General features: G+C 74.1%; 15 protein-coding genes. 8 read left to right on the top strand and 7 right to left on the bottom strand.

The genetic code is table 11. The annotated features are described in order from the left end of the window. On the bottom strand, positions 1-2,097 hold a 2,097-nt coding region (locus tag ACSNOB_RS18210; RefSeq protein WP_436687744.1), incomplete at its 3' end, for a putative bifunctional diguanylate cyclase/phosphodiesterase. Between the two features lie 129 nt (positions 2,098-2,226). Here ACSNOB_RS18210 and ilvD point away from each other — a divergent pair. After that, the gene (gene ilvD, locus ACSNOB_RS18205; RefSeq protein ID WP_436687742.1) at positions 2,227-4,074 is read left to right on the top strand and encodes a dihydroxy-acid dehydratase; all 1,848 of its coding nucleotides are present in this window, start codon (positions 2,227-2,229) and stop codon (positions 4,072-4,074) included. Positions 4,075-4,107: 33 nt separating this feature from the next. Here the strand turns inward: ilvD and ACSNOB_RS18200 are convergent, their stop codons facing one another. Continuing rightward, positions 4,108-5,298: an ROK family transcriptional regulator gene (locus ACSNOB_RS18200; RefSeq protein WP_393105134.1), complete on the bottom strand. Its 1,191-nt coding sequence runs from the start codon at positions 5,296-5,298 to the stop codon at positions 4,108-4,110. Between the two features lie 190 nt (positions 5,299-5,488). Between ACSNOB_RS18200 and ACSNOB_RS18195 the strand changes: the two genes are divergently transcribed. The 6 genes from ACSNOB_RS18195 to ACSNOB_RS18170 are packed head-to-tail and all read left to right on the top strand — an operon-like array spanning position 5,489 to position 10,474. Then, positions 5,489-6,217 carry an amino acid ABC transporter ATP-binding protein gene (locus tag ACSNOB_RS18195; RefSeq protein WP_436687741.1) on the top strand — a complete coding sequence of 243 codons (729 nt, stop codon included), beginning with the start codon at positions 5,489-5,491 and terminating at the stop codon, positions 6,215-6,217. Between the two features lie 18 nt (positions 6,218-6,235). After that, the gene (locus ACSNOB_RS18190) at positions 6,236-7,183 is read left to right on the top strand and encodes a glutamate ABC transporter substrate-binding protein (RefSeq protein WP_436687740.1); all 948 of its coding nucleotides are present in this window, start codon (positions 6,236-6,238) and stop codon (positions 7,181-7,183) included. Between the two features lie 15 nt (positions 7,184-7,198). Continuing rightward, positions 7,199-7,843, top strand: coding sequence for an amino acid ABC transporter permease (locus ACSNOB_RS18185; protein ID WP_393105139.1), 645 nt, complete (start codon positions 7,199-7,201; stop codon positions 7,841-7,843). Further along, positions 7,840-8,712: an amino acid ABC transporter permease gene (locus ACSNOB_RS18180; RefSeq protein ID WP_436687739.1), complete on the top strand. Its 873-nt coding sequence runs from the start codon at positions 7,840-7,842 to the stop codon at positions 8,710-8,712. The genes ACSNOB_RS18185 and ACSNOB_RS18180 overlap by 4 nt, the downstream gene beginning before the upstream one ends. Continuing rightward, entirely contained in the window at positions 8,709-9,731 is a 1,023-nt protein-coding gene (locus ACSNOB_RS18175) for an asparaginase (RefSeq protein WP_436687738.1), read from the top strand. The genes ACSNOB_RS18180 and ACSNOB_RS18175 overlap by 4 nt, the downstream gene beginning before the upstream one ends. Next, on the top strand, positions 9,731-10,474 hold the full coding sequence (locus tag ACSNOB_RS18170; RefSeq protein WP_436687737.1) for a copper homeostasis protein CutC: 744 nt from the start codon (positions 9,731-9,733) through the stop codon (positions 10,472-10,474). The genes ACSNOB_RS18175 and ACSNOB_RS18170 overlap by 1 nt, the downstream gene beginning before the upstream one ends. 160 nt (positions 10,475-10,634) lie before the next feature. On the opposite strand, the gene ACSNOB_RS18165 is transcribed toward ACSNOB_RS18170, so the two are convergent. The 4 genes from ACSNOB_RS18165 to ACSNOB_RS18150 all read right to left on the bottom strand — a co-directional run bounded on the left by ACSNOB_RS18165 (position 10,635) and on the right by ACSNOB_RS18150 (position 16,473). Continuing rightward, a complete protein-coding gene (locus tag ACSNOB_RS18165; RefSeq protein WP_436687736.1) occupies positions 10,635-13,085 on the bottom strand; it encodes a glycoside hydrolase family 2 protein in 2,451 nt (816 codons plus the stop codon). Further along, positions 13,082-13,936 carry a carbohydrate ABC transporter permease gene (locus ACSNOB_RS18160; RefSeq protein WP_436687743.1) on the bottom strand — a complete coding sequence of 285 codons (855 nt, stop codon included), beginning with the start codon at positions 13,934-13,936 and terminating at the stop codon, positions 13,082-13,084. Before ACSNOB_RS18160 ends, ACSNOB_RS18165 begins: the two co-directional genes overlap by 4 nt. 142 nt (positions 13,937-14,078) lie before the next feature. Next, positions 14,079-15,095 (bottom strand): carbohydrate ABC transporter permease, encoded by a 1,017-nt coding sequence (locus ACSNOB_RS18155; protein ID WP_436687735.1) that lies wholly within the window; start codon positions 15,093-15,095, stop codon positions 14,079-14,081. Positions 15,096-15,183: 88 nt separating this feature from the next. Further along, complete coding sequence (locus ACSNOB_RS18150) at positions 15,184-16,473, bottom strand: ABC transporter substrate-binding protein (protein WP_436687734.1); 1,290 nt, start codon at positions 16,471-16,473, stop codon at positions 15,184-15,186. Positions 16,474-16,846: 373 nt separating this feature from the next. On the opposite strand from ACSNOB_RS18150, the gene ACSNOB_RS18145 reads away from it, so the two are divergent. Continuing rightward, positions 16,847-17,866: a LacI family DNA-binding transcriptional regulator gene (locus ACSNOB_RS18145; protein WP_436687733.1), complete on the top strand. Its 1,020-nt coding sequence runs from the start codon at positions 16,847-16,849 to the stop codon at positions 17,864-17,866. Between the two features lie 28 nt (positions 17,867-17,894). Here ACSNOB_RS18145 and ACSNOB_RS18140 read toward each other — a convergent pair whose 3' ends face one another. Then, positions 17,895-20,222, bottom strand: a complete 2,328-nt coding sequence (locus ACSNOB_RS18140) for an EAL domain-containing protein (RefSeq protein WP_436687732.1) — start codon at positions 20,220-20,222, stop codon at positions 17,895-17,897. Positions 20,223-20,310: the final 88 nt, after the last annotated feature.

The raw sequence follows: 20,310 nt of genomic DNA, 5'->3' as shown, positions 1-20,310 counted from the left end.
GGCGGCCAGCTCCGTGGGCGTGGTCACCCCCTCGGCGATGACCTCCAGGCCGAGCTGGTGGCCGAGCCGCATGACGATGTCGACCATCGGCGCGAAGGCCGGGCCGTCGCGGCCCACCGGCCGCACCGGCTCGTGCTCGGCGACCAGGCTGTGGTCGATCTTGAGGATGTCGATCGGCAGGCGTCGCAGCTGCCCGAGGGAGGAGTAGCCCGCGCCGAAGTCGTCCAGCGCGATCCGGACGCCGGTCAGCCGCAGCGCGGTCAGCCGCCGGATCAGCTCGTCCAGGTCCGTCGCCACGGCGTGCTCGGTCACCTCGAGCACCAGCCGCTGCGGCGGCACGTGGTGGGCGCGCAGCGCCTCGGCGACCTGGACCACGTACTCCGGGGCGTGCAGCTCGCGCGGCGAGACGTTGACCGAGACCCAGACGTCGTGGCCGTCGGCCAGCCAGCGGGAGAGCTGGTAGCAGGCCTGGTGCAGCACCCAGGCGCCCAGCTTGGCGATCATCCCGCACTCCTCGGCGAGCGGGATGAACTCGTCCGGGCGGACGTTGCCCAGCGCCGGGTGGCGCCAGCGCAGCAGCGCCTCCGCGCCGACCGGGCGCACCGACGGCAGGGAGGCCACCGGCTGGAAGGCCAGGCGCAGCTCGTCGCGCTCGATCGCCCCGCGCAGCTCGTGTTCGAGGGTGGTGCGGCGGCGCAGCAGCTGGTCGTACGCGGCGTCGTAGCGCTCGATCCGGTTCTTGCCGCGCTGCTTGGCGTAGCGCAGCGCCAGGTCGGCGTGGCGCAGCAGCAGCTCGACGTCGGGCTCGCCGGCCCACCCGGCCAGCCCGATGCTCACGGACAGGAAGACCGCCCCCTCGGGCTGGTCGTAGGCGCGGCCGAGCACCCCGAGCAGCCGCTCGGCGACCCGGTCGGCGTCGGCCGGGCGCCCGTGCATCAGCACCGCGAACTCGTCGCCGCCGAGCCGGGCCGCCACGTCGCCCGGGCGCAGGTTGGCGCGCAGCCGCCGGCCCACCTCGGCCAGCACCGCGTCACCGACGTCGTGCCCGCGCATGTCGTTGACGTTCTTGAAGCCGTCGAGGTCGAGGCCGAGCAGCACGCAGGGCGTGCCGGCCCCGGCGCAGCGGTGCAGCGCCCGCAGCAGGCCGCGCCGGTTGGCCAGGCCGGTCAGCGGGTCGGTGTGCGCCAGCTCGCGGAAGTGCGCCTCGCGCTCGGCGAGCCGCCGGGCGTAGCCGCGCACGTCGTGCAGCGTCAGGTACTGCCGGGCCACCAGGGCGAAGCCCTCCACGCTGCCGGCGACGATGCCGAGCGCGTCGAACCGGCCGTCCTGGAGGAGGTGGTACATCGCCGAGGCGGCCATCGCGAACATCGGGACGAACGCGTGGTCGCCGTCACGGCGGATCAGGTCGAGGTCGGTCTGGCCGGTCGGGCCGACCCCCCGGGCGGTCAGGGCGGCGACGAACAGGCCGGCGGCGAGCGCCCCCGCCCCGGCCAGCGCGACGCCCGGCCCGGCCTGGCAGAGGCCGGTGGCGACGCCGAGCCCGCCGCCGGTCACCGCGGTGGCCCCGGCGCCGAGGCCGGCGAGGAGCCGGCGCGGCGGTGCGGCGCGGAACGCCACGATGAGGGCGATCCCGGCGGTCAGGGCCGCGCTGACCGTGGCCAGCAGGATCGGCGGGCAGGCCATCGGGGTGGCGTCGCCGAGCAGCCGGGTGGGCTCGGAGAACAGCACCCAGCCGACGAACCAGAACGCGGCGGCCATCACCAGCCCGTCGAGCGCCAGTCGGACCGTGGCCGCCGCCGACGCGGCCACGCCGGGGAGCCGGAGCAGCCCGGCGGCGAAGAGCAGACCGCTGACCGCCGTGCCGACCCCGACGACGGTGGCCCAGCCCGTGCTCCGGCCCGGCCCGTGCGCCCCGTGCCCGGCCACGGCGAGCGCCACGGCGACCCCGACCAGCAGGCTGGCGAGCCCGACCGCGGACGCCAGGGCGAGCAGCGCGTGCGCCCGCCGGTGCGGCCCGGACCGCCGCCGGGCGTCGACGGCCGACAGCGCGGTGGCCGCCGCCGCGACCAGCCCGCACAGCACCGCTGCCGCGACCATGCCCGGGGGGAGATGCACGTCCTCAACTGTGCCGGATGAGGGCTCCCCGTGGGGGACCGGGTGTGCATCTGTTGGGACACGGCACGCACGCCCGACGGGTGCCCCGGCGGCGGTGCCACACTGGTAGGCATGCCTGAGCTGCGGTCGAAGACCTCCACGCACGGTCGGACGATGGCCGGCGCCCGGGCCCTCTGGCGGGCCACCGGGATGACCGACGACGACTTCGGCAAGCCGATCGTCGCCATCGCCAACAGCTTCACCCAGTTCGTACCCGGTCACGTGCACCTCAAGGACCTCGGCGGCCTGGTCGCCGAGGCGGTGGCCGAGGCCGGCGGGGTGGGCCGCGAGTTCAACACGATCGCCGTGGACGACGGCATCGCGATGGGCCACGGCGGGATGCTCTACTCGCTGCCCAGCCGCGAGCTGATCGCCGACGCCGTGGAGTACATGGTCAACGCGCACTGCGCGGACGCCCTGGTCTGCATCTCGAACTGCGACAAGATCACCCCCGGGATGCTGCTGGCCGCGCTGCGGCTGAACATCCCGACCGTCTTCGTCTCCGGCGGGCCGATGGAGGCCGGCAAGACGGTGGCGATCGAGGGCGTCGTGCATTCCAAGATCGATCTGGTCGACGCCATGATCGCCTCTTCCAACGAGGCGGTCACCGACGCCCAGCTCGGCGAGATCGAGCGTTCCGCCTGCCCGACCTGCGGTTCCTGCTCGGGCATGTTCACCGCCAACTCGATGAACTGTCTCACCGAGGCGATCGGGCTGGCGCTGCCGGGCAACGGCTCGACGCTGGCCACCCACGCCGCGCGTCGGTCGCTCTTCGTCGAGGCCGGCCGCACCGTCGTGGAGATCGCCAAGCGGTGGTACGACGGCGACGACGCCTCCGTGCTGCCCCGCGCGATCGCCAACCGGGCCGCGTTCGAGAACGCGGTCGCCCTGGACGTGGCGATGGGCGGCTCGACGAACACGATCCTGCACCTGCTCGCCGCCGCCCGCGAGGCCGAGCTGGACTTCCACGTCGCCGACATCGACGAGATCTCCCGCCGGGTGCCCTGCCTGGCCAAGGTCGCGCCGAACTCCCCGCAGTACCACATGGAGGACGTGCACCGGGCCGGCGGCATCCCGGCGATCCTCGGCGAGCTGGACCGCGCCGGCCTGCTCAACCGGGACGTGCACGCGGTGCACTCCCCCAGCCTGGAGCGCTGGCTGGCCGACTGGGACGTCCGGGGTGGCTCGGCGACGCCGGAGGCGGTCGAGCTGTTCCACGCCGCCCCGGGCGGGGTGCGCACCACGGAGCCGTTCTCCACCGCCAACCGCTGGTCGTCGCTGGACACCGACGCGGCCGGCGGCTGCGTCCGGGACCGCGCGCACGCGTACTCGGCCGACGGCGGGCTGGCCATCCTGCACGGCAACCTCGCCCCGGACGGCTGCGTGGTGAAGACCGCCGGGGTGCCCGAGGAGTGCCTGACGTTCCGCGGCCCGGCCAAGGTCTACGAGTCCCAGGACGCGGCGGTCGAGGCGATCCTCAACAAGCGGGTCGTCGCCGGCGACGTGGTGGTGATCCGGTACGAGGGGCCGAAGGGCGGCCCCGGCATGCAGGAGATGCTCTACCCCACCTCCTTCCTCAAGGGCCGGGGGCTGGGCCGGGCCTGCGCGCTGCTCACCGACGGGCGCTTCTCCGGCGGCACCTCCGGGCTCTCCATCGGGCACGTCTCCCCCGAGGCCGCCTCCGGCGGGCTGATCGCCCTGGTCCGCGAGGGCGACGAGATCGTCATCGACATCCCGGGCCGCTCGGTCGAGCTGAACGTGCCCGAGGACGTGCTCCAGGCCCGCCGGGTCGCCGAGGAGAAGCGCGACAAGCCGTACACGCCGGCGGACCGGCAGCGGCCGGTGTCCGCGGCGCTGCGCGCGTACGCCTCGATGGCGACCTCGGCCAGCGACGGCGCCTACCGCCGGGTCCCCGACTGACGGGCGTTCCCGGCCCGCCGGGAACGCGACGGGTCAGGCCGGGTCTACGACCCGGTCGACGACCAGGTGCGCCGCGCCCGTGACGCCGACGTCCGGGCCGGCGTCCACCCGCTCGATCAGCAGGGCCTGGGTGGCCAGGGGCAGGCAGCGCTCGTAGAGGGTGGCGCGCATGCTGGCCAGCAGCGGCTCGCACTCGGCGAGCCGGCCGCCGATCGCGACCACCTGCGGGTTGAAGAAGTTGACCACGACGGCGAGGATCTCGCCGATCGACCGGCCGGCCCGGCGGGCCAGCGCCGTGGCGTGCCGGTCGCCGTCGTCGATCAACCGCATCACGCCGGTCAGGTCGTCGACCCCGACGCCCTGTTCCCGCAGCGCGGCGACCAGGGCCGCGCCGCTGGCCACCGCCTCCAGGCAGCCGGTGTTGCCGCAGCTGCACAGCGGCGCGGGCTCGGCCAGCACCCGGCAGTGGCTGATGTCCCCGGCGGAGCCCTGGGCACCCCGGTGCAGCCGGCCGCCGGAGATGACCCCGGCGCCGATGCCGGTGCCGGCCTTGACGTAGACCGCGTGGTCCAGGGCGGCGTGCGAGGCCCGGTGCGCGCCGAGCGCCATCAGGTTCGCGTCGTTGTCCACGACGACCGGCACGTCCGTCCGCTGTGCACAGAAGGCGGCGACGTCGAAGCCGTTCCAGCCGGGCATCCGGGAGGGGCTGACGATCCGGCCGGTGCCGTACTGCACGGGCCCGGGGATGCCGATGCCGATGCCGCGCAGGGCGTCCACGCCCCGAGCGGCGCCGCGCTGGCCGGGCACCGCGCCGTCGCCGGCCGGCACCAGCGCGGCGACGTCGTCGAGCAGGGCGCCGAGCACGGCCTCCGGGCCGTCCTCGATGCGGACCGGCCGGTCCCGGACCTGGAGCACCCGCGCGGACAGGTCGAGGGTGGCGATGCGCGCGTGGTGCGCGCCGAGGTCGATCGCGCCGATCAGCGCGCCACCGGTGGGCACCGCGAGCTGGCGGGGTCGTCGCCCGCCCCGTGACTTGCCGGCGCCCGTCTCCTGGAGCAGTCCCTCGCTGATCAGAGCCTCGACCCGCTGGGAGACCGTCGACGGGGAGAGCCCGGAGAGCCGGGCGAGATCCGCACGACTGACCGCCGCTCCGCTGGCCACCAGTCGGAGCAGATCGCGTGGGCCACCGCGGAGGCCGTCACGCGGGGCGTCGTCAATCGTCACGCGAGGTTCTTAGCATCCGAACTTCCTTCCGGCAACCAGTTGACTTGGTTCGGTGTCTCGCATTAGATGAGCCGCGTTGGTTCGGCTGATGCAAATCTTTGTTCGATCATCGTAGAAAGTGGGGCGAGCTGTGACACCGACGGCACCCGACCTCGCGGGACGGACCGGGCCGACGCGCCCGGGCCGGCCGATGGTGGCCGTCCGCGGCCTGCAGAAGTGGTTCGGCCCGCTGCACGTCCTCAAGGACATCGACCTGACCGTGGCCGCCGGCGAGGTGGTGGTCGTGGTCGGGCCGTCCGGCTCCGGCAAGTCGACCCTCTGCCGCTGCCTCAACCGGCTGGAGATCGCCGGGGCCGGCAGCATCGAGATCGACGGTGAGCCGCTGCCCGCCGAGGGCCGCGCACTCGCCCGGCTGCGCGCCGACGTCGGCATGGTCTTCCAGTCGTTCAACCTGTTCGGCCACCGCACGATCCTGGACAACGTCACGCTCGGCCCGATCCGGGTCCGCCGCGTGCCGAAGGCCGAGGCTCGCGACCAGGCGTTGGCCCTGCTGGACCGGGTCGGCATCGCCGACAAGGCCGACCGCTTCCCGGCGCAGCTCTCCGGCGGCCAGCAGCAGCGGGCGGCCATCGCCCGCGCCCTCGCCATGCGGCCGAAGGTGCTGCTCTTCGACGAGCCAACCTCCGCCCTGGACCCGGAGATGGTCAACGAGGTGCTGGACGTGATGGTCTCCCTGGCCGCCGAGGGGATGACCATGGTCGTCGTCACCCACGAGATGGGCTTCGCCCGCCGCGCCGCCGACCGGGTCGTCTTCATGGACGACGGCCGGATCGTCGAGTCCGGCACCCCCGACGAGTTCTTCGCCGCCCCCCGCACGGACCGGGCGCGCGACTTCCTTTCCAAGATCCTCCAGCACTGATCCCCCGAGGAGGGTGACATGTCGATGTGGCACAAGAACCTCACACGGCGCGGCGCGGTGACGATGGCCGCCGCCGTGGCCGTCGCGCTGGCCGCCGCGGGCTGCGGCGACGGCGGCTCCACGCCCCTGCCCGGCAAGGCCGGCGGGGAGAAGGTCGACCAGTCGGTGTACGACGCCGCCCCGGTCGCCTCCGACGCCGAGATCCCGGCCGGCTCCACCATGGACGCGATCCGCAAGCGCGGATACCTGACCGTCGGCGGGTCGCTGGACGCCCCGCTGCTGTCCCAGCAGAACCCGGTCAGCGGCCAGATCGAGGGCTTCGACGCCGACATGGCCAAGCTGCTCGCCAAGTACATCATCGGCAAGCCCGAGGTGAAGACGGTGACCATCGGCACCCAGACCCGGGAGGCGATGCTCCAGGCGAAGTCGGTCGACGCGGTCTTCCAGACGTACACCATCACCCCGCAGCGGGCCACCCAGGTCGCCTTCGCCGGGCCCTACCTGACCTCCGGCCTCGCCGTCGCGGTCCGCAAGGACGAGACGGGCATCAAGAGCGTCAAGGACCTGGCCGGCAAGACCGTCATCGTGGGCGCGAACACCCCGGCGGTCACCGCGCTGCCCACCGCCGCCCCCGGCTCGAAGCAGGTCGCCTTCGCCACCGACCCCCAGGCGGTGCAGGCGCTGCTGCAGAACCGCGGTGACGCGTACGTGCAGGACTTCACCCTGCTCGCCTCGGGCGCCAAGGCCAACCCGGGCATGAAGGTCGTCGGCGAGCCGTTCACCACGGAGGCGTACGGCATCGGGCTCAACCGCGAGGACGCCCAGTTCAAGGAGTTCGTCAACAACTGGCTCAGGAAGATCCAGGCCGACGGCACCTGGGGCAAGGTCTGGAAGAGCACCCTCGGCTCGGTGGTGGAGGGCGACGCGCCGACGCCGCCGGCGATCGGTTCCGTCGAAGGCTCCTGAGGATCCCTCCCCGACATGGACGCCCTCACCGCTCACCTCGGCGCACTCGGGCACGGGCTGGTCACGACGGTCCAGTTGACCGTCGTGACCACCCTCGGCGCGATGCTGCTGGGCATCGTCGTGGCGACGTTGCGGATCTGCCCGGTACCGCTGCTGCGTACCGTCGGCACCGTCTACGTCGAGGTGCTGCAGAACCTGCCGCTGCTGGCCCTGCTGGTGCTCTTCGTCTTCGCGCTGCCGACGATCGGCATCTCGTTCCCGCTGTTCACCTCGGCGGCCATCGTGATCGCCGCCTACGAGGGGGCGTACCTGGCCGAGGCGATCCGGGCCGGGATCAACACGGTGGGCGTGGGGCAGGCCGAGGCGGCGCGCGCCATCGGGCTCACCTTCAGCCAGTCCCTGCGGTACGTCATCCTGCCGCAGGGACTGCGCGCGGTGATCCAGCCGATGGGCAACATCTGCATCGCGTTGCTGATGAACACCTCGCTGGCCGCCGCCGTCGGCGTGGTCGAGCTGACCCAGGCCGCCAACAACGTCAACCTCGTCGAGGCGCAGCCGATCACCGTCTTCACCGGCGCCGGCCTCGCCTACATGCTGCTCGCGCTGCTGATCGGCCGGGTCACCGGCACGCTGGAACGAAGGCTGGCGATCGTCCGATGAACCCGACCCAGCAGATCCTCTTCGACGAGCCCGGTCCCCGCGCGAAGCGGCGGATCCGGATCGCCACCGTGCTCGGCACGCTCGCCGTGGTCGGCGGACTCGTCTGGGCGGTCCACCGCTTCGCCAGCTACGGCGAGCTGGCCGCCGACCGGTGGCAGCCCTTCACCACCTGGCCGATCTGGCGCTACCTGCTCGACGGCCTCTGGGCGACGCTGCGCGCCGCCGCCGCGACCGCCGTGCTCAGCGCCGCGCTCGGGCTGCTGCTCGCGCTCGGCCGGCTCTCGGCGCGCCGGCCCGTACGCTGGTTGGCCGGCGCGTACGTGGAGGTCTTCCGGACCGTGCCCGCGCTGCTGCTGATCTACGTGACGCTCTTCGCGCTCCCCCAGTACGGCCTGAACTTCCCGCTGTTCTGGAAGCTCGTGGTGCCGCTGGTGGTCTCCAACTCGGCGGCCTTCGCCGAGATCTTCCGGGCCGGCATCAAGGCGCTGGACCGGGGGCAGACGGAGGCCGGCCTGGCGGTCGGCCTGCGGCGCGGCCAGGTCATGCGGCTGGTGGTGCTGCCCCAGGCCCTGCTCCAGCTCGCCCCGTCCCTGGTCAGCCAGCTCGTCGGCCTGCTCAAGGACACCTCGCTCGGCTTCGTGGTGAGCTACACCGAGCTGCTCTACAGCGGTCAGGTGCTCTCCTCGTACACCAACCTGCTGATCCAGACGTTCCTCGTGGTGGCGCTGATCTACCTGGTGGTCAACGCCTCGCTGTCGAAGGTCGCCCGCGTCCTGCAGGCCCGCAACGGTCGCCGCACCGGTCGCGGCCGGTCGGCCGACGCGGACCCGGCGGCGCCACTGCTCACCCAAGGGGGTACCGCCCGGTGACCACCGTCCCGTACGCCGAACTCGCGCGGGTGACGCGCAGCGGCTTCGTGGAGAGTCGACACCTCGGCAGCGTCGTGGTGCTCGACCCGTCCGGCGCGGTCGCGCTGCGCGCCGGCGTGCCCGACGAGCCCGTGCTACCGCGGTCCACCCTGAAGCCGGCGCAGGCGCTGGCCTGCCTGACCGCCGTGGACGCGGCCGGCGCCGGCTCGCCGGCCGGCCGGGCGCTGACCGGGGCCGCGCTGGCCATCGCGGCCGGCAGCCACACCGGCGACGACCGGCACGTGGCCGTGGTGCGCGACCTGCTCACCGCCGCCGGGCTGGGCGAGGACGCGCTCGCCTGCCCTCCCGACTGGCCCGAGGACGAGCCCACCCGGGAGCGGCTCATCCGCGCCGGCGAGCAACGGCGGCGGATTCGGATGAACTGCTCGGGCAAGCACGCCGCGATGCTGCTCGCCTGTGCCGCCCGCTCCTGGTCCACGCACGACTACCTCGACCCGGCGCATCCGCTGCAACGGCACACCGCCGCCGCCGTAGCCCGGTTGGCCGGCACCCCGGTCGCCACCGTCGCCGTGGACGGCTGCGGCGCGCCGCTGTTCGGTCTGCCGCTCACCGGCCTGGCCCGCGCCTTCCAGGCCCTGGTGCGGGCGGAGCCCGGCAGCCCCGAGGCCCGGGTGGCCGAGGCGATGCGCCGGTACCCCGAGCACGTCGGGGGCTGGCACGGCCACCCCAACACCGACCTGATGCGGGCGCTGCCGGGCGTGCTCGCCAAGGGTGGCGCCGAGGGCGTGCTCGGGGTGGCGACCCCCGAGGGGTACGCGGTCGCCGTGAAGGTGATCGACGGCAGCCCCCGGGCCACCACCGCCATCGCGCTCAGCGCCCTGGCGGCGGCCGGCGCGCCGGTGGAGGGCGCCGGCGAGCTGCGCCGGGTGCCGGTGCTCGGCGGCGGCGAACCGGTCGGCGCCGTCACCGCCGCCATCGATTGGACCGCGGGACGGACCCGCACGGAGAGGGAAGACTGATGACGACATTCGAGATCTGCATCGACAGCGTCGAGGGCGCGGTCGCCGCCGAGGAGGCCGGCGCCGACCGGGTGGAGCTCTGCTCCGCGCTCTTCGAGGGTGGGCTGACGCCGAGCATCGGCACCATCGAGACGGCGCTGCGCAGCGTCGACCGGATCCGGGTGCACGTCATCGTCCGGCCGCGGGCGGGGGACTTCATCTACTCGCCGGCCGAGGTCGACGCCATGGTGCGCGACGTGCAGGCGGCGGTGGCCGCCGGGGCGCACGGCGTGGTCGTCGGGGCGCTGACCGCCGAGGGCGACGTCGACGTGCCGACCACCCGGAAGCTGATCGAGGCGGCCGGTACCGCGAGCATCACCTTCCACCGGGCGTTCGACATGGTCCGGGACCCGTTCCAGGCCCTGGAGCAGCTCATCGAGCTGGGGGTGGACCGGGTGCTCACCTCGGGCCAGGAGGTGAGCGTGCTGGAGGGGGCCCCGCTCATCGCCGAGCTGGTCCGCCGGGCGCAGCGCCGGATCGTGGTCATGCCGGGCGGCGGCATCACCCCGCGCAACATCGCCCGGATCATCGAGGCGACGAAGGCCGAGGAGTACCACTTCGCGGCGCTGGTCACGTCGGACAGCCCGGCGGTGCACCGGAACCCGGCGCCCCTGATGGGTGGCACGCTGCACCGCCCGGAGTACCAGCGCTCGGGCACCTCCGGCGAGCTGGTCGGCCAGGTGCTCGCCGCCGCCCGGGCCTGACCGCCACGCGCAGTTCCCGCCGTCGTCCCGGGCCCTGTCACCGCTGTCGCGGTACGGGGCCCGGTCGGCGCGGCGCCGGCTGACCGAGGAGGCGGCCGGCGCCGTCGTCGCGGTCGGCCGGCGGACCCTGCCCCGCGGGAGGCGGGGCAGGGTCGGCCGGTCAGCCGGCGGCGAGGTCGTTGACGCAGCGCAGCACCGGCCGGGCGGTCAGCGCCGCCGGGTCCAGCGGGGCCTCCGCGCGCACCGTGAAGGTCACCGACTCCCCCGGCAGCAGGGTGACCAGCGCCTCGTCGACCTCGGCCGCCGGGTCGAGCCGGTCGGGGAAGAGGGCGAGGTCGCGCAGGACCGTCCGGGCGGTGACCCGGACCCGCCGCCCGCCGTCGACCGGCTCGACCGCCGCGTCGTACCCGGCCGCCGGCCAGTCGACGTCGCGGTCCTCGGCGAAGAACCAGAGCGCCCGCTCCGCCGTGTCCCCCGCCTCCGCGACCAGCAGCTCGCGCCGGGCCTCCGCCGGCCGCGCCAGCTCCGCCGGCAGCGCCAGCTCGACCTTCCCGTACGCGGGGACGTCCAGTTCCAGCGTCGTCTTCGCGCGCGGCTCCCCGGTCAGGGCCAGCCGGGTCACCGACACTGCCGCCCGCCACGGGACCGGGCCGTCGTTGACCGCGACCACGGCCAGGCCGTCCCGCCGGGGCTGGACCGTGAGCAGCCGGTCCGCGTACGCGCGGCGCAGCGCGTACCACAGCGGCTTGCGGCGACCGTCGCCGTCGACGGCCGACCAGGAGGTCACCGGCCAGCAGTCGTTGAGCTGCCAGACGATGGTGCCAGCGCAGACGTCGCGGTGGGAGCGGAAGTGCTCCACCCCGAGCTGGATCGCCCGCGCCTGGTTGAGCTGGGTCAGCCAGTGCCAGTCGTCGAAGTCCGCCGGCGCCGGCAGGTGCGCGTCGAGCCCTCGCCGGAGCTTGGCGTCCCCGTCGGTCGCCTTCTGGTGGTGCGCCATCCCGGGCGAGTCGGGGGCCAGCGGGTCGTCCGACAGCGCCCGGCGCAGCGTGGCGTACGCGGGCGGCGCCTGGTAGCCGAACTCCGCGACGAAGCGCGGCACGTAGTCGCGGTACCTCGTGTAGTCGTCGGTGTTCCAGACGTCCCAGATGTGCGTGGTGCCGTGCGCCGGGTCGTTCGGGTGGATCTCCTCGCTGCCCGACCAGGGGCTGCCGGGCCAGTACGGCCGCGTCGGGTCCAGCTCGCCGACGATGCGGGGCAGCAGCTCCAGGTAGTAGCCGCGCCCCCAGGTGCGCCCGGCCAGGGGCTCCTGCCAGTCCCAGTCGTGCCAGCCCCAGATGTTCTCGTTGTTGCCGGTCCAGAGCACCAGCGACGGGTGCGGTGCCAGCCGGACCACCTGTTCGGCGGCCTCGGCGGCCACCTCGGCGCGGAACGGCTCCTCCTCGGGGTACGCGGCGCACGCGAAGAGGAAGTCCTGCTGCACCAGCAGGCCCAGCTCGTCGGCGAGGTCGTAGAAGTCGTCCGACTCGTACCGGCCGCCGCCCCACACGCGCAGCAGGTTGATGTTCGCGTCGGCGGCCTGGCCCAGTCGCCGGGCCAGCCGGTCCCGGGTGATCCGGGTCGGGAACGCGTCGTCGGGGATCCAGTTGATCCCCCGGACGAAGACGGGAGTCTCGTTGACGCGCAGGGCGAAGGGCGTGCCGTGCGCGTCGGGGGTGGTGTCGACGCGCACGGACCGGAAGCCGATCCGTCGGGACCAGGCGTCCAGCGGCCGGCCGTCCCCGCTGGACAGGGTCACCTCCAGCGGGTGGAGCGGCTGCGCGCCGTACCCCCGTGGCCACCACAGCGCGGGGTCGCGGACGGTGAGGGACAGCACGGCGGTGCGCTGCCCGGCCGGGATCGTCGCCTCGGCGCGCGCGTCGGCGACGGTCGCCCGCACGGTGAGCGGCCCGTCCCCGGCCCGCTCGACCTCGACGTGCACCCTTACCCGGCCGTCGCCGGCCGCGACGGTCACCAGCGGACGCACGACGGCCAGCCGGGCGGTGGACCACGCGTGCAGCCCGATCTCCTGCCAGATGCCGGCGGTGACCAGGGTCGGCCCCCAGTCCCAGCCGAAGTTGCAGGCCATCTTGCGGATGAACGGGAACGGCTCCGGGTAGGCGTTCGGCCGGTCCCCGAGCCGGTCCCGCTGCGCCTGCGCGTAGCGGTAGGCGGAGTCGAAGCGTACGACCAGGGTGTTGGACCCGGCGACCAGCGGCGACCGGACGTCGAAGCGGTGGCCGCGGTGCATGTTCTCGGTGCGGCCGAGCTCGACGCCGTTGAGGGTGAGCGTGGCGACGGTGTCGAGGCCGGCGCAGACCAGGTCGATCCGCTCGTCGTCGCCCGGCTCGTGGTCGAAGGTGGTCTCGTAGACCCAGTCGGTCCGGCCGATCCAGGCCAGCCCCGTCTCGTTGTCGTCGAGGTAGGGGTCGGGGATCAGGCCGGCGGCGAGCAGGTCGGTGTGCACGCAGCCGGGGACGGTCGCCGGCACCGCGCGGTCGGCGATCCCCGCCGGGACCTGCGGGCCGGGCACCGCCCGCAGCGTCCAGCCCTCGTGCAACGCTTGCCGGATCACGACTTCACCGCACCTTCCATGATTCCGCGGACGATCTGACGGCCGCCGATGAAGAGCATCACCAATAGTGGGAGGGTGGCGACCAGGGCGCCGGCCAGCACCCGCCGGTACAGCACGTAGTTGCCGCTGGCGAGGTCGGACAGCGCAACCATCGAGGTCGGGTAGTCGGTGCCGCCGAGCGTGATCAGCGGCCACTGGAACTCGTTCCAGGTGGCGACGAAGGTCAGCAGGCCGAGCACCGCCATCGCGGGCCGGACGGCCGGCACCACGACGCTCCAGAAGATCCGCATGGTGCTCGCGCCGTCCATCCGCCCGGCCTCGACCAGCTCGTCGGGCACCGCGTCGAGGATGAACTGGCGCATGTAGAAGACACCGAACGCGCTCACCAGGCCGGGCACGATCACCGCGAGGAGGGTGCCGTTCCAGCCGCCCTCGCCCGGCATGTGGCCCATCAGGATGTAGAGCGCGACGACGCCGAGCTGGTTCGGCACCGTCATGGTCAGGATGACCATCACCATCAGCGCGTTGCGCCCCCTGAACCGCAGCTTGGCGAAGGCGAAGCCGGCCAGCGAGCAGAAGAAGAGCACCGACGCCGTCACCACCGACGACACGATCACGCTGTTGCCGAGGGACTGGAGGAAGAACACGTCCTGCATGGAGAAGACCTCGCGCAGGTTGGTGAGCAGTTGCCCGCCGGGCAGCACCTGCGGCGGGATCTTCGCCAGCGCCTCGTCGGTGTTCGTGGCGATGACGAACATCCAGTAGAGCGGGAACGCCGAGAACGCGATCACCGCGCTCAGGAACAGGTAGGTCCAGACGCTGCCGGGCATGTGCTGCGGTGCCCGGCCCATCAGGGCCGCCCGCCGGGGATTCGGGACGCTCACCGGGCCCTCCTTTCGTTCGCGACTGCGGGGCTCGCAAGCTCGCTCCTCGCGCTCACCGGGCCCCTCCTTCCGTTCGCGACCGCCGGGCTCGCAAGCCCGCTCCTCGCGCTCACCGCTTCCCACCGCCCAGGCGGTTGGTGACCAGGGCGTTGACCGCCGCGACGATCAGGATGATCAGGAAGAGCACCCAGGACATCGCGGCGGCGTAGCCGAGGTTCAGGTCCCGCCAGCCGACCTTGTAGATGAGCTGCGCGACGGTCTGCCACTGCCCGTCGTCGCCGCCGAGGCCCAACGCCGGGTTGGAGTCGAAGAGCATCGGCTCGGTGAAGAGTTGCAGGCCGCCGATGGTGGAGAGCACGACGGTGAAGATGACCACCGGCCGGATCATCGGCACGGTGATCCGCCAGAGCTGGCGCCACGGCCCGGCGCCGTCGACGGCGGCGGCCTCGTAGACGTCGCGCGGGATGGACTGCATGGCGGCCAGGTAGAGCAGCGCGTTGTAGCCGATCCACTTCCAGTTGACCATGGTGGCGATGGCGATCCAGGAGGACCACTTGGCGGACCGCCAGTCGATCGGCTCGGTCTCGCCGATGCCGAGCAGCGACAGCGCCCAGTTGGCGATGCCGGTGTCCCGCGCGAAGACCACCGAGAAGATCAGCGTGGAGGCGGTCACCGGGGTGATGTACGGCAGCAGCACGCCGACGCGGAACCAGGTCTGGGCCCGCAGCTTCCGGTTCAGCAGCGACGCGACGATCAGCGCCAGCAGCAGCTGCGGCACCGTGGAGAGCACGAAGATGCCGAAGGTGTTCTGGAGCGCGTTGAAGAAGTCGTCGTCGGTGAACAGGCGGCGGAAGTTCTCCAGCCCGGCCCAGCCGGTCAGCGTCGGGTCGTCGAGTCGCCAGTGGCGCAGCGCGACGACGCCGTTGAAGACGATCGGGAAGAGCCCGAAGACCGCGAAGAGCAGGAAGAACGGGGCGATCAGCAGGTACGGGACGTAGCGCACGTCGAAGCGGTACAGCCGGTCGCGCCAGCCGCGCGGCTCGGGCGGGCGGCCGGCGGCACGGCCCGCCGCGCCGGCGTGCCGACCGGGCGGGGGCGCCGCGGGGGCGGCACGGGTGGTGGACATCGGGGGACCTCCAGGGACCGAAGGGGGGTCGGTCGGTCGGCGAGCCGGGGCGGGGACGCGACCCCGCCCCGGCCGCTCGCCGGCGCGGTCAGGACTTGGCGGCCTTCTCGGCTTCCTTGACCGCCTCGGTCCACGCCTGGTCGGGCCTGCCCTTGAGGTTGCCGGTGGCCAGGCGGTTGAGCACGTTCTCCACCGCCACCCGGGTCGGGCCGTTCTTCCTGCCCAGGTACTGCGGGGTGAGGCTCTCGGCCGTCCTGGAGAAGATCTGGCCCACCGGGGCGTTGTTGAAGAACGGGTTCGTGAAGTCCCGGATCGCCGGGTCCTGGTAGAGCGCCGGCTGCGAGGGCAGGTTGCCGACCTTCTTGAAGATCTCGATCTGCTGCTCGGGCTGGACCAGCCACTCCAGGAACCGGTACGCCTCGTCGACGTTCTTGCCCTGCTTGGGGATGGTCAGGAACGAGCCGCCCCAGTTGCCGCCGCCGCCGGGGATCGCGGCCACGTCCCACCTGCCGCTGGTGCCGGGGGCGGTGTTCTTGATGTGCCCCTGCATCCAGGCCGGGCAGGCGAGCACGGCGAAGTTGCCCTTGACGAAGCCGCTGTTCCACTCGGGCGAGAACGCGGCCAGGTTGGCCGAGAGGTCGGCGGTGATCATCTTGGCCGCCACGTCGAACGCGACCTTCGGGCCGCCGTCCATCTTCAGCGTGTCGCTCTCGTCGTAGAAGCCGACGGGCTGCTGGCCGAGGACCGGGTTGAAGATGTTGGTGCCGGAGTCGATGAACTTCTTCCCGCTCTTGGCGGTGTACTGCTGGCCGACCTGGACGAACCGGTCCCAGGTGGGCCAGAGCGCGGAGACCTGGTCGCGCTCGGTGGGCAGCCCGGCGGCCTTGAACAGGTCGGTGCGGTAGCACATGGCCAGGCCGCCCACGTCCGTGCCGAGGCCGATCTGCGTCTTGCCGTCCGGCGTGAGGGTCTGCTTCCACTTCCACGGCAGGTACTTCTGCTCGTACGCGCCGGCGCCCTTGTCGAGCAGGTTGACGAACTTGTCGGCCTGGCCGCGGAACTGGACGACGAAGCCCTCGTCGATGGCGGCGATGTCCGGCGCGCCGGAGCCGGCGATGAGCTTCTTCTGCAGGTCCTCGTGCTGGGCGTTGTACTCGCCGGTGTTCAGGCTGATCTTCACGTTCGGGTGGGCGGCCTCGTACTTCGCCTTGAGCTCGTCGAGGCCGAAGTCGCCCCAGAAGTTGATTTTCAGCGTGACGGGGCCGCCCGGTTCCGAGCCGCCGCCACCGCCGCTGTTGCCGCTGCACGCCGCCACCAGGACCAGGCTGACCGCACCGACGGCGGTCGCCCGGACCCAGTGCGTCAAGGACCGTGCCATGTCATCCTCCGCGCAAGATGGGAACGCTCCTGACATCGAGGAGCGTTGACTGAACCGGATAAGTGACGCCACCGTACGGGCCGACCCCGGCAGTGTCAACGGGCGGTCAGCACCGCAACCATCCGGTAACCTTCGACCGCCATGGGAGCGCGATCATGGGTGGTAGAGCGCTTCCTGACACACTGCGGCGCAGCTCCGAACCCGACCACGCGGGGCCGGGATCGCAAGGCTTAACCGGGAAAGCCCGCCGCCGACCGGGAACGGTCGGCCGCCGGCACGGCCGGGGGCCGCGCGTGCAGTAGCGTGGATCGCCGCCGGTCACCCCGGCGCCGAGGCAACCCGCCAACGGGCGGGAGAGTGGAGGAGTACGCCGGTGAAGCGGCCCACGATCGCCGACGTCGCCCGACGTGCCGGGGTGTCCAAGGGCGCGGTGTCCTACGCGCTGAACGGCCAGCCCGGGGTCTCCGAGGCCACCCGGCAGCGGATCCTCGCCATCGCCGCGGAGATCGGCTTCAACCCCAGCCGCGCCGCCCGCGCCCTCTCCGGTTCCACCGCCGAGGCGGTGGGCCTGGCCCTGTGCCGCCCGGCCCGCACGCTCGGCATCGAGCCGTTCTTCATGGAGCTGATCAGTGGCGTCGAGGCCGAACTCTCCGCCCGGTCGTACGCGCTCACCCTCCAGATGGTGGCCGACCAGGAGGCGGAGATCGCGGTCTACCGCCGGTGGTGGGGCGAGCGGCGGGTCGACGGCGTCCTCGTCTGCGACCTGCGCACGGACGACCGGCGGGTGCCGGCGCTGGAGGAGCTGGGGCTGCCCGCGGTCGTGATCGGCGGCCCCCGGGGCACCGGCGGGCTGGCCAGCGTCTGGTCCGACGACGCGGCGGCCCTGGTGGAGACCGTGGAGTACCTGGTCGCCCTCGGCCACCGCCGGATCGCCCGCGTCGGCGGGCTGCCGGACCTGCTGCACACCGAGATCCGCACGGAGGCGTTCGCCGGCGTGTGCCGGCGGCTCGGGCTGGCCGACGCGGTCACCGTGCCGTCGGACTACACCGGCGAGGAGGGCGCGCGGGCCACCCGCCGACTGCTCAGCTCCGCCGGCCGTCCCACCGCCGTCATCTACGACAACGACGTGATGGCGATAGCGGGCCTGTCGGTGGCCCAGGAGATGGGGCTCGCGGTGCCGGGCGACCTGTCCATCGTGGCGTGGGACGACTCCCCGCTGTGCCAGCTGGTGCACCCGCCGCTGACCGCGCTCGGCCGGGACATCCCGGCGTACGGCGCGCACGCCGCCCGGCAGTTGCTCGCGGTGATCGGCGGCGGGCCGGCGGGCGGCATCCAGGACGAGACGGCGCACCTCACCCCGCGGGGCAGCACCGCGCCGCCCCGGGAGAGGTGAACCGGTTCAGGATCCCGGCCCGCGCCGGTCAGCGCGAGGCTGACGGGAACTCCTCGAAGTACGCCTCCACCCGTTCCGCCGTCGCCGGGCGGGCCAGCGCGAAGCCCTGCCCGTACCGGCAGCCGGCCCGCCGCGCGCCCTCGACCAGGGCCGGCGACTCCAGCTCCTCGGCGACGATGTCCAGGCCCAGCCGGTCCCCCACGTTCACCACCACGTCGATCAGCGGGCGGCGCGGGTCCGCCGGGTCCACGAGCTGGGGGCCGACCTTGAGCAGGTCTATCGGCAGGCGACGGAGCTGCGCCAGCGAGGCGTGCTCGGCCCGGAAGTCGTCCAGCGCAGTGCGGACGCCCAGCGACCGGAGCCCGGCCAGCCGGGCCACCACGGTCGACAGCTCGGCCGCCACCCTCGGCTCCGCCACCTCCACCACCAGCCGGTCCGGCGGCACCCCGTACGCCTCCAGCACGGCCGCCACGCGGGGCACGAAGTCGGGCGCGGCCAACTCCCGGACGGTGACGTTGACCGCCATCCACAGTTGCCGGCTGCCCAGCGACCAGGCGGCGAGCTGCCGGCAGGCCCGGTCCAGCACCCAGCAGCCCAGCTCGCCCACGACGTCGAGGTCCTCGGCCACCGGCAGGAACTCGGCCGGGAGCACCGTGCCGAGCACCGGGCTGCGCCAGCGCAGCAACGCCTCCGTGCCGACCGGCTGCCGGTCGGCCAGGTCGAGCACCGGCTGGTAGACGAGGTCCAGCTCGCCCCGGGCGACCGCCCCGGGCAGCTCCCGCTCCAGGTCCAGCCGGCGGACGAGCTGCTCCTCCAGGTAGGCGTCGTACCACTCGACCCGGTCCCGGCCGAGCTGGACGGCGCGCCGCCGGGCCAGGTCCGCCTGGCGCAGCACGTCCTCCGGCGCGGCGCCGGCGACCTCCGCCAGCCCGACGCTGGCCCGCAGCCGCAGCACCCCGTCCGGCACCTGGTAGGGCTGGGTGAGGGCGGCGAGCAGCCGGGTGCCCAGCGCGTATGCCAGCACCGGGCCGGTTCCGGTGACCACGGCGAAGCCGGTGGCGGTGAGGTCGGCGAGCAGGTCCCGGGGGCCGACGACGGCGCGGGCGCGACGGTCGACCTCGGCCAGGACGCTCTCCCCGGCGGCGTCGCCGGCCCCGTCGCCGGCACCGCCGAGGCCGTGCAGGTCGACGACGAGCAGCGCGCCGCCGGGTGACGGCGCGGTCCGCAGCGCGGCGAGTGCCCGCAGCAGCCCGGCGCGGTCCGCCGGCTCGCCGGACCGGCCGGGCTCCGGCGAGCGGTGCCGGACCGGGGGCGCCTCGGCGCAGGCCGGCGGGCCCTCGGCCCGGGTCGTCGCGGGAGCCTCGACGAGGCGCGGATCGGCGTCGGCGGGGGCCGGGGACGGGTCGGCCGGCCGGAGCAGGTCGCGGAGCACGAGCGGCGGCGCCACCGCGAGCGCGAGCAGCACGGCGGTGAGGTCCGGCGGCCCGCCGGAACGGAGCTGCCAGCCGGTGGCCGTCACGGCCGCGAGGGCCGGGATCACCGCCCGGGGCCACACCAGGGTCGGCAGGCCGGGCGGGTCGGGCTCCGGCCGGGCCGCCCGCCGCGCCCCCGCCGCGGTCAGCAGCACGCCGCCCACCAGCGGAGGTACGGCCAGCAGCCCCGCCCGGTCCGGCGGCGTCCCGACGGGAAGCGCGGCCAGCCCCACCAGCCCGAGGAGGGTGAGCGCGACGCCGGCTCGGCACCGGGCGGCGCCGGACCGCCGGTGCGGCCCGGTCAGCGCGGCGAGCACCCCGACCGCGAGCCCGCCGAGGGCCACCGCCGCCGCGAGCCGGGCCGGCGGGTCGAGGCGGTCGCGGGGCAGCAGCAGCCAACCGGTGAGGACCAGCCCGACGCCCGCGGCGGTCGCGTCGAGGGCACGACGCAGCCGGACCCGGGCGGCGGGGCGCGGCGCCCGCGCCCACGGGGGCAGGCCGGCGGCGAAGAGCGGGGCGGCGACGGCCAGCCCCGCCACCGCGACGACGGACCGGCGGGTCGGGCCGGCGAGCGGCAGGACGGCGGCGGCCAGTCCCGCCACCACCACGGCGGCGTCGAGCAGCACGGCGACGCGACGGGGCGGCGCCGCGCGCCGGCGGGCCGCCCGGGAACGGGTGGGCGCCGGCACGGGCGGCGGGCCGGCGGCCAGCCGGGACAGGCGCGTGCCGGCCAGCGCGGAGCCGGCGGCGCCCGCCAGCGCCACCACGGCCGGGGTCGGCGCCCGACCGGCCGCGCCGGCGAGCAGAAGCAGCGCGACGGCGGCGAGGACGACGACCTCCGGCACGGCGGGACGGCGGGCGCGGGACGGGTACGCGAGGGGCACGGCGGTCGCCTTCGTGAGGGGGCACGGGCGGTGCGGCGGTGCGGGGCGCCGGACATGGTGGGTCCGCTGCCCATCTCTGGGGAACGAG

The sequence above is a fragment of the Micromonospora sp. URMC 106 genome (assembly GCF_051386395.1).
In the GTDB taxonomy this organism is placed as follows: Bacteria; Actinomycetota; Actinomycetes; order Mycobacteriales; family Micromonosporaceae; genus Micromonospora.
Note: the sequence above shows the minus strand (reverse complement) of the source record. Positions and strands in the feature narration are given on the sequence as shown.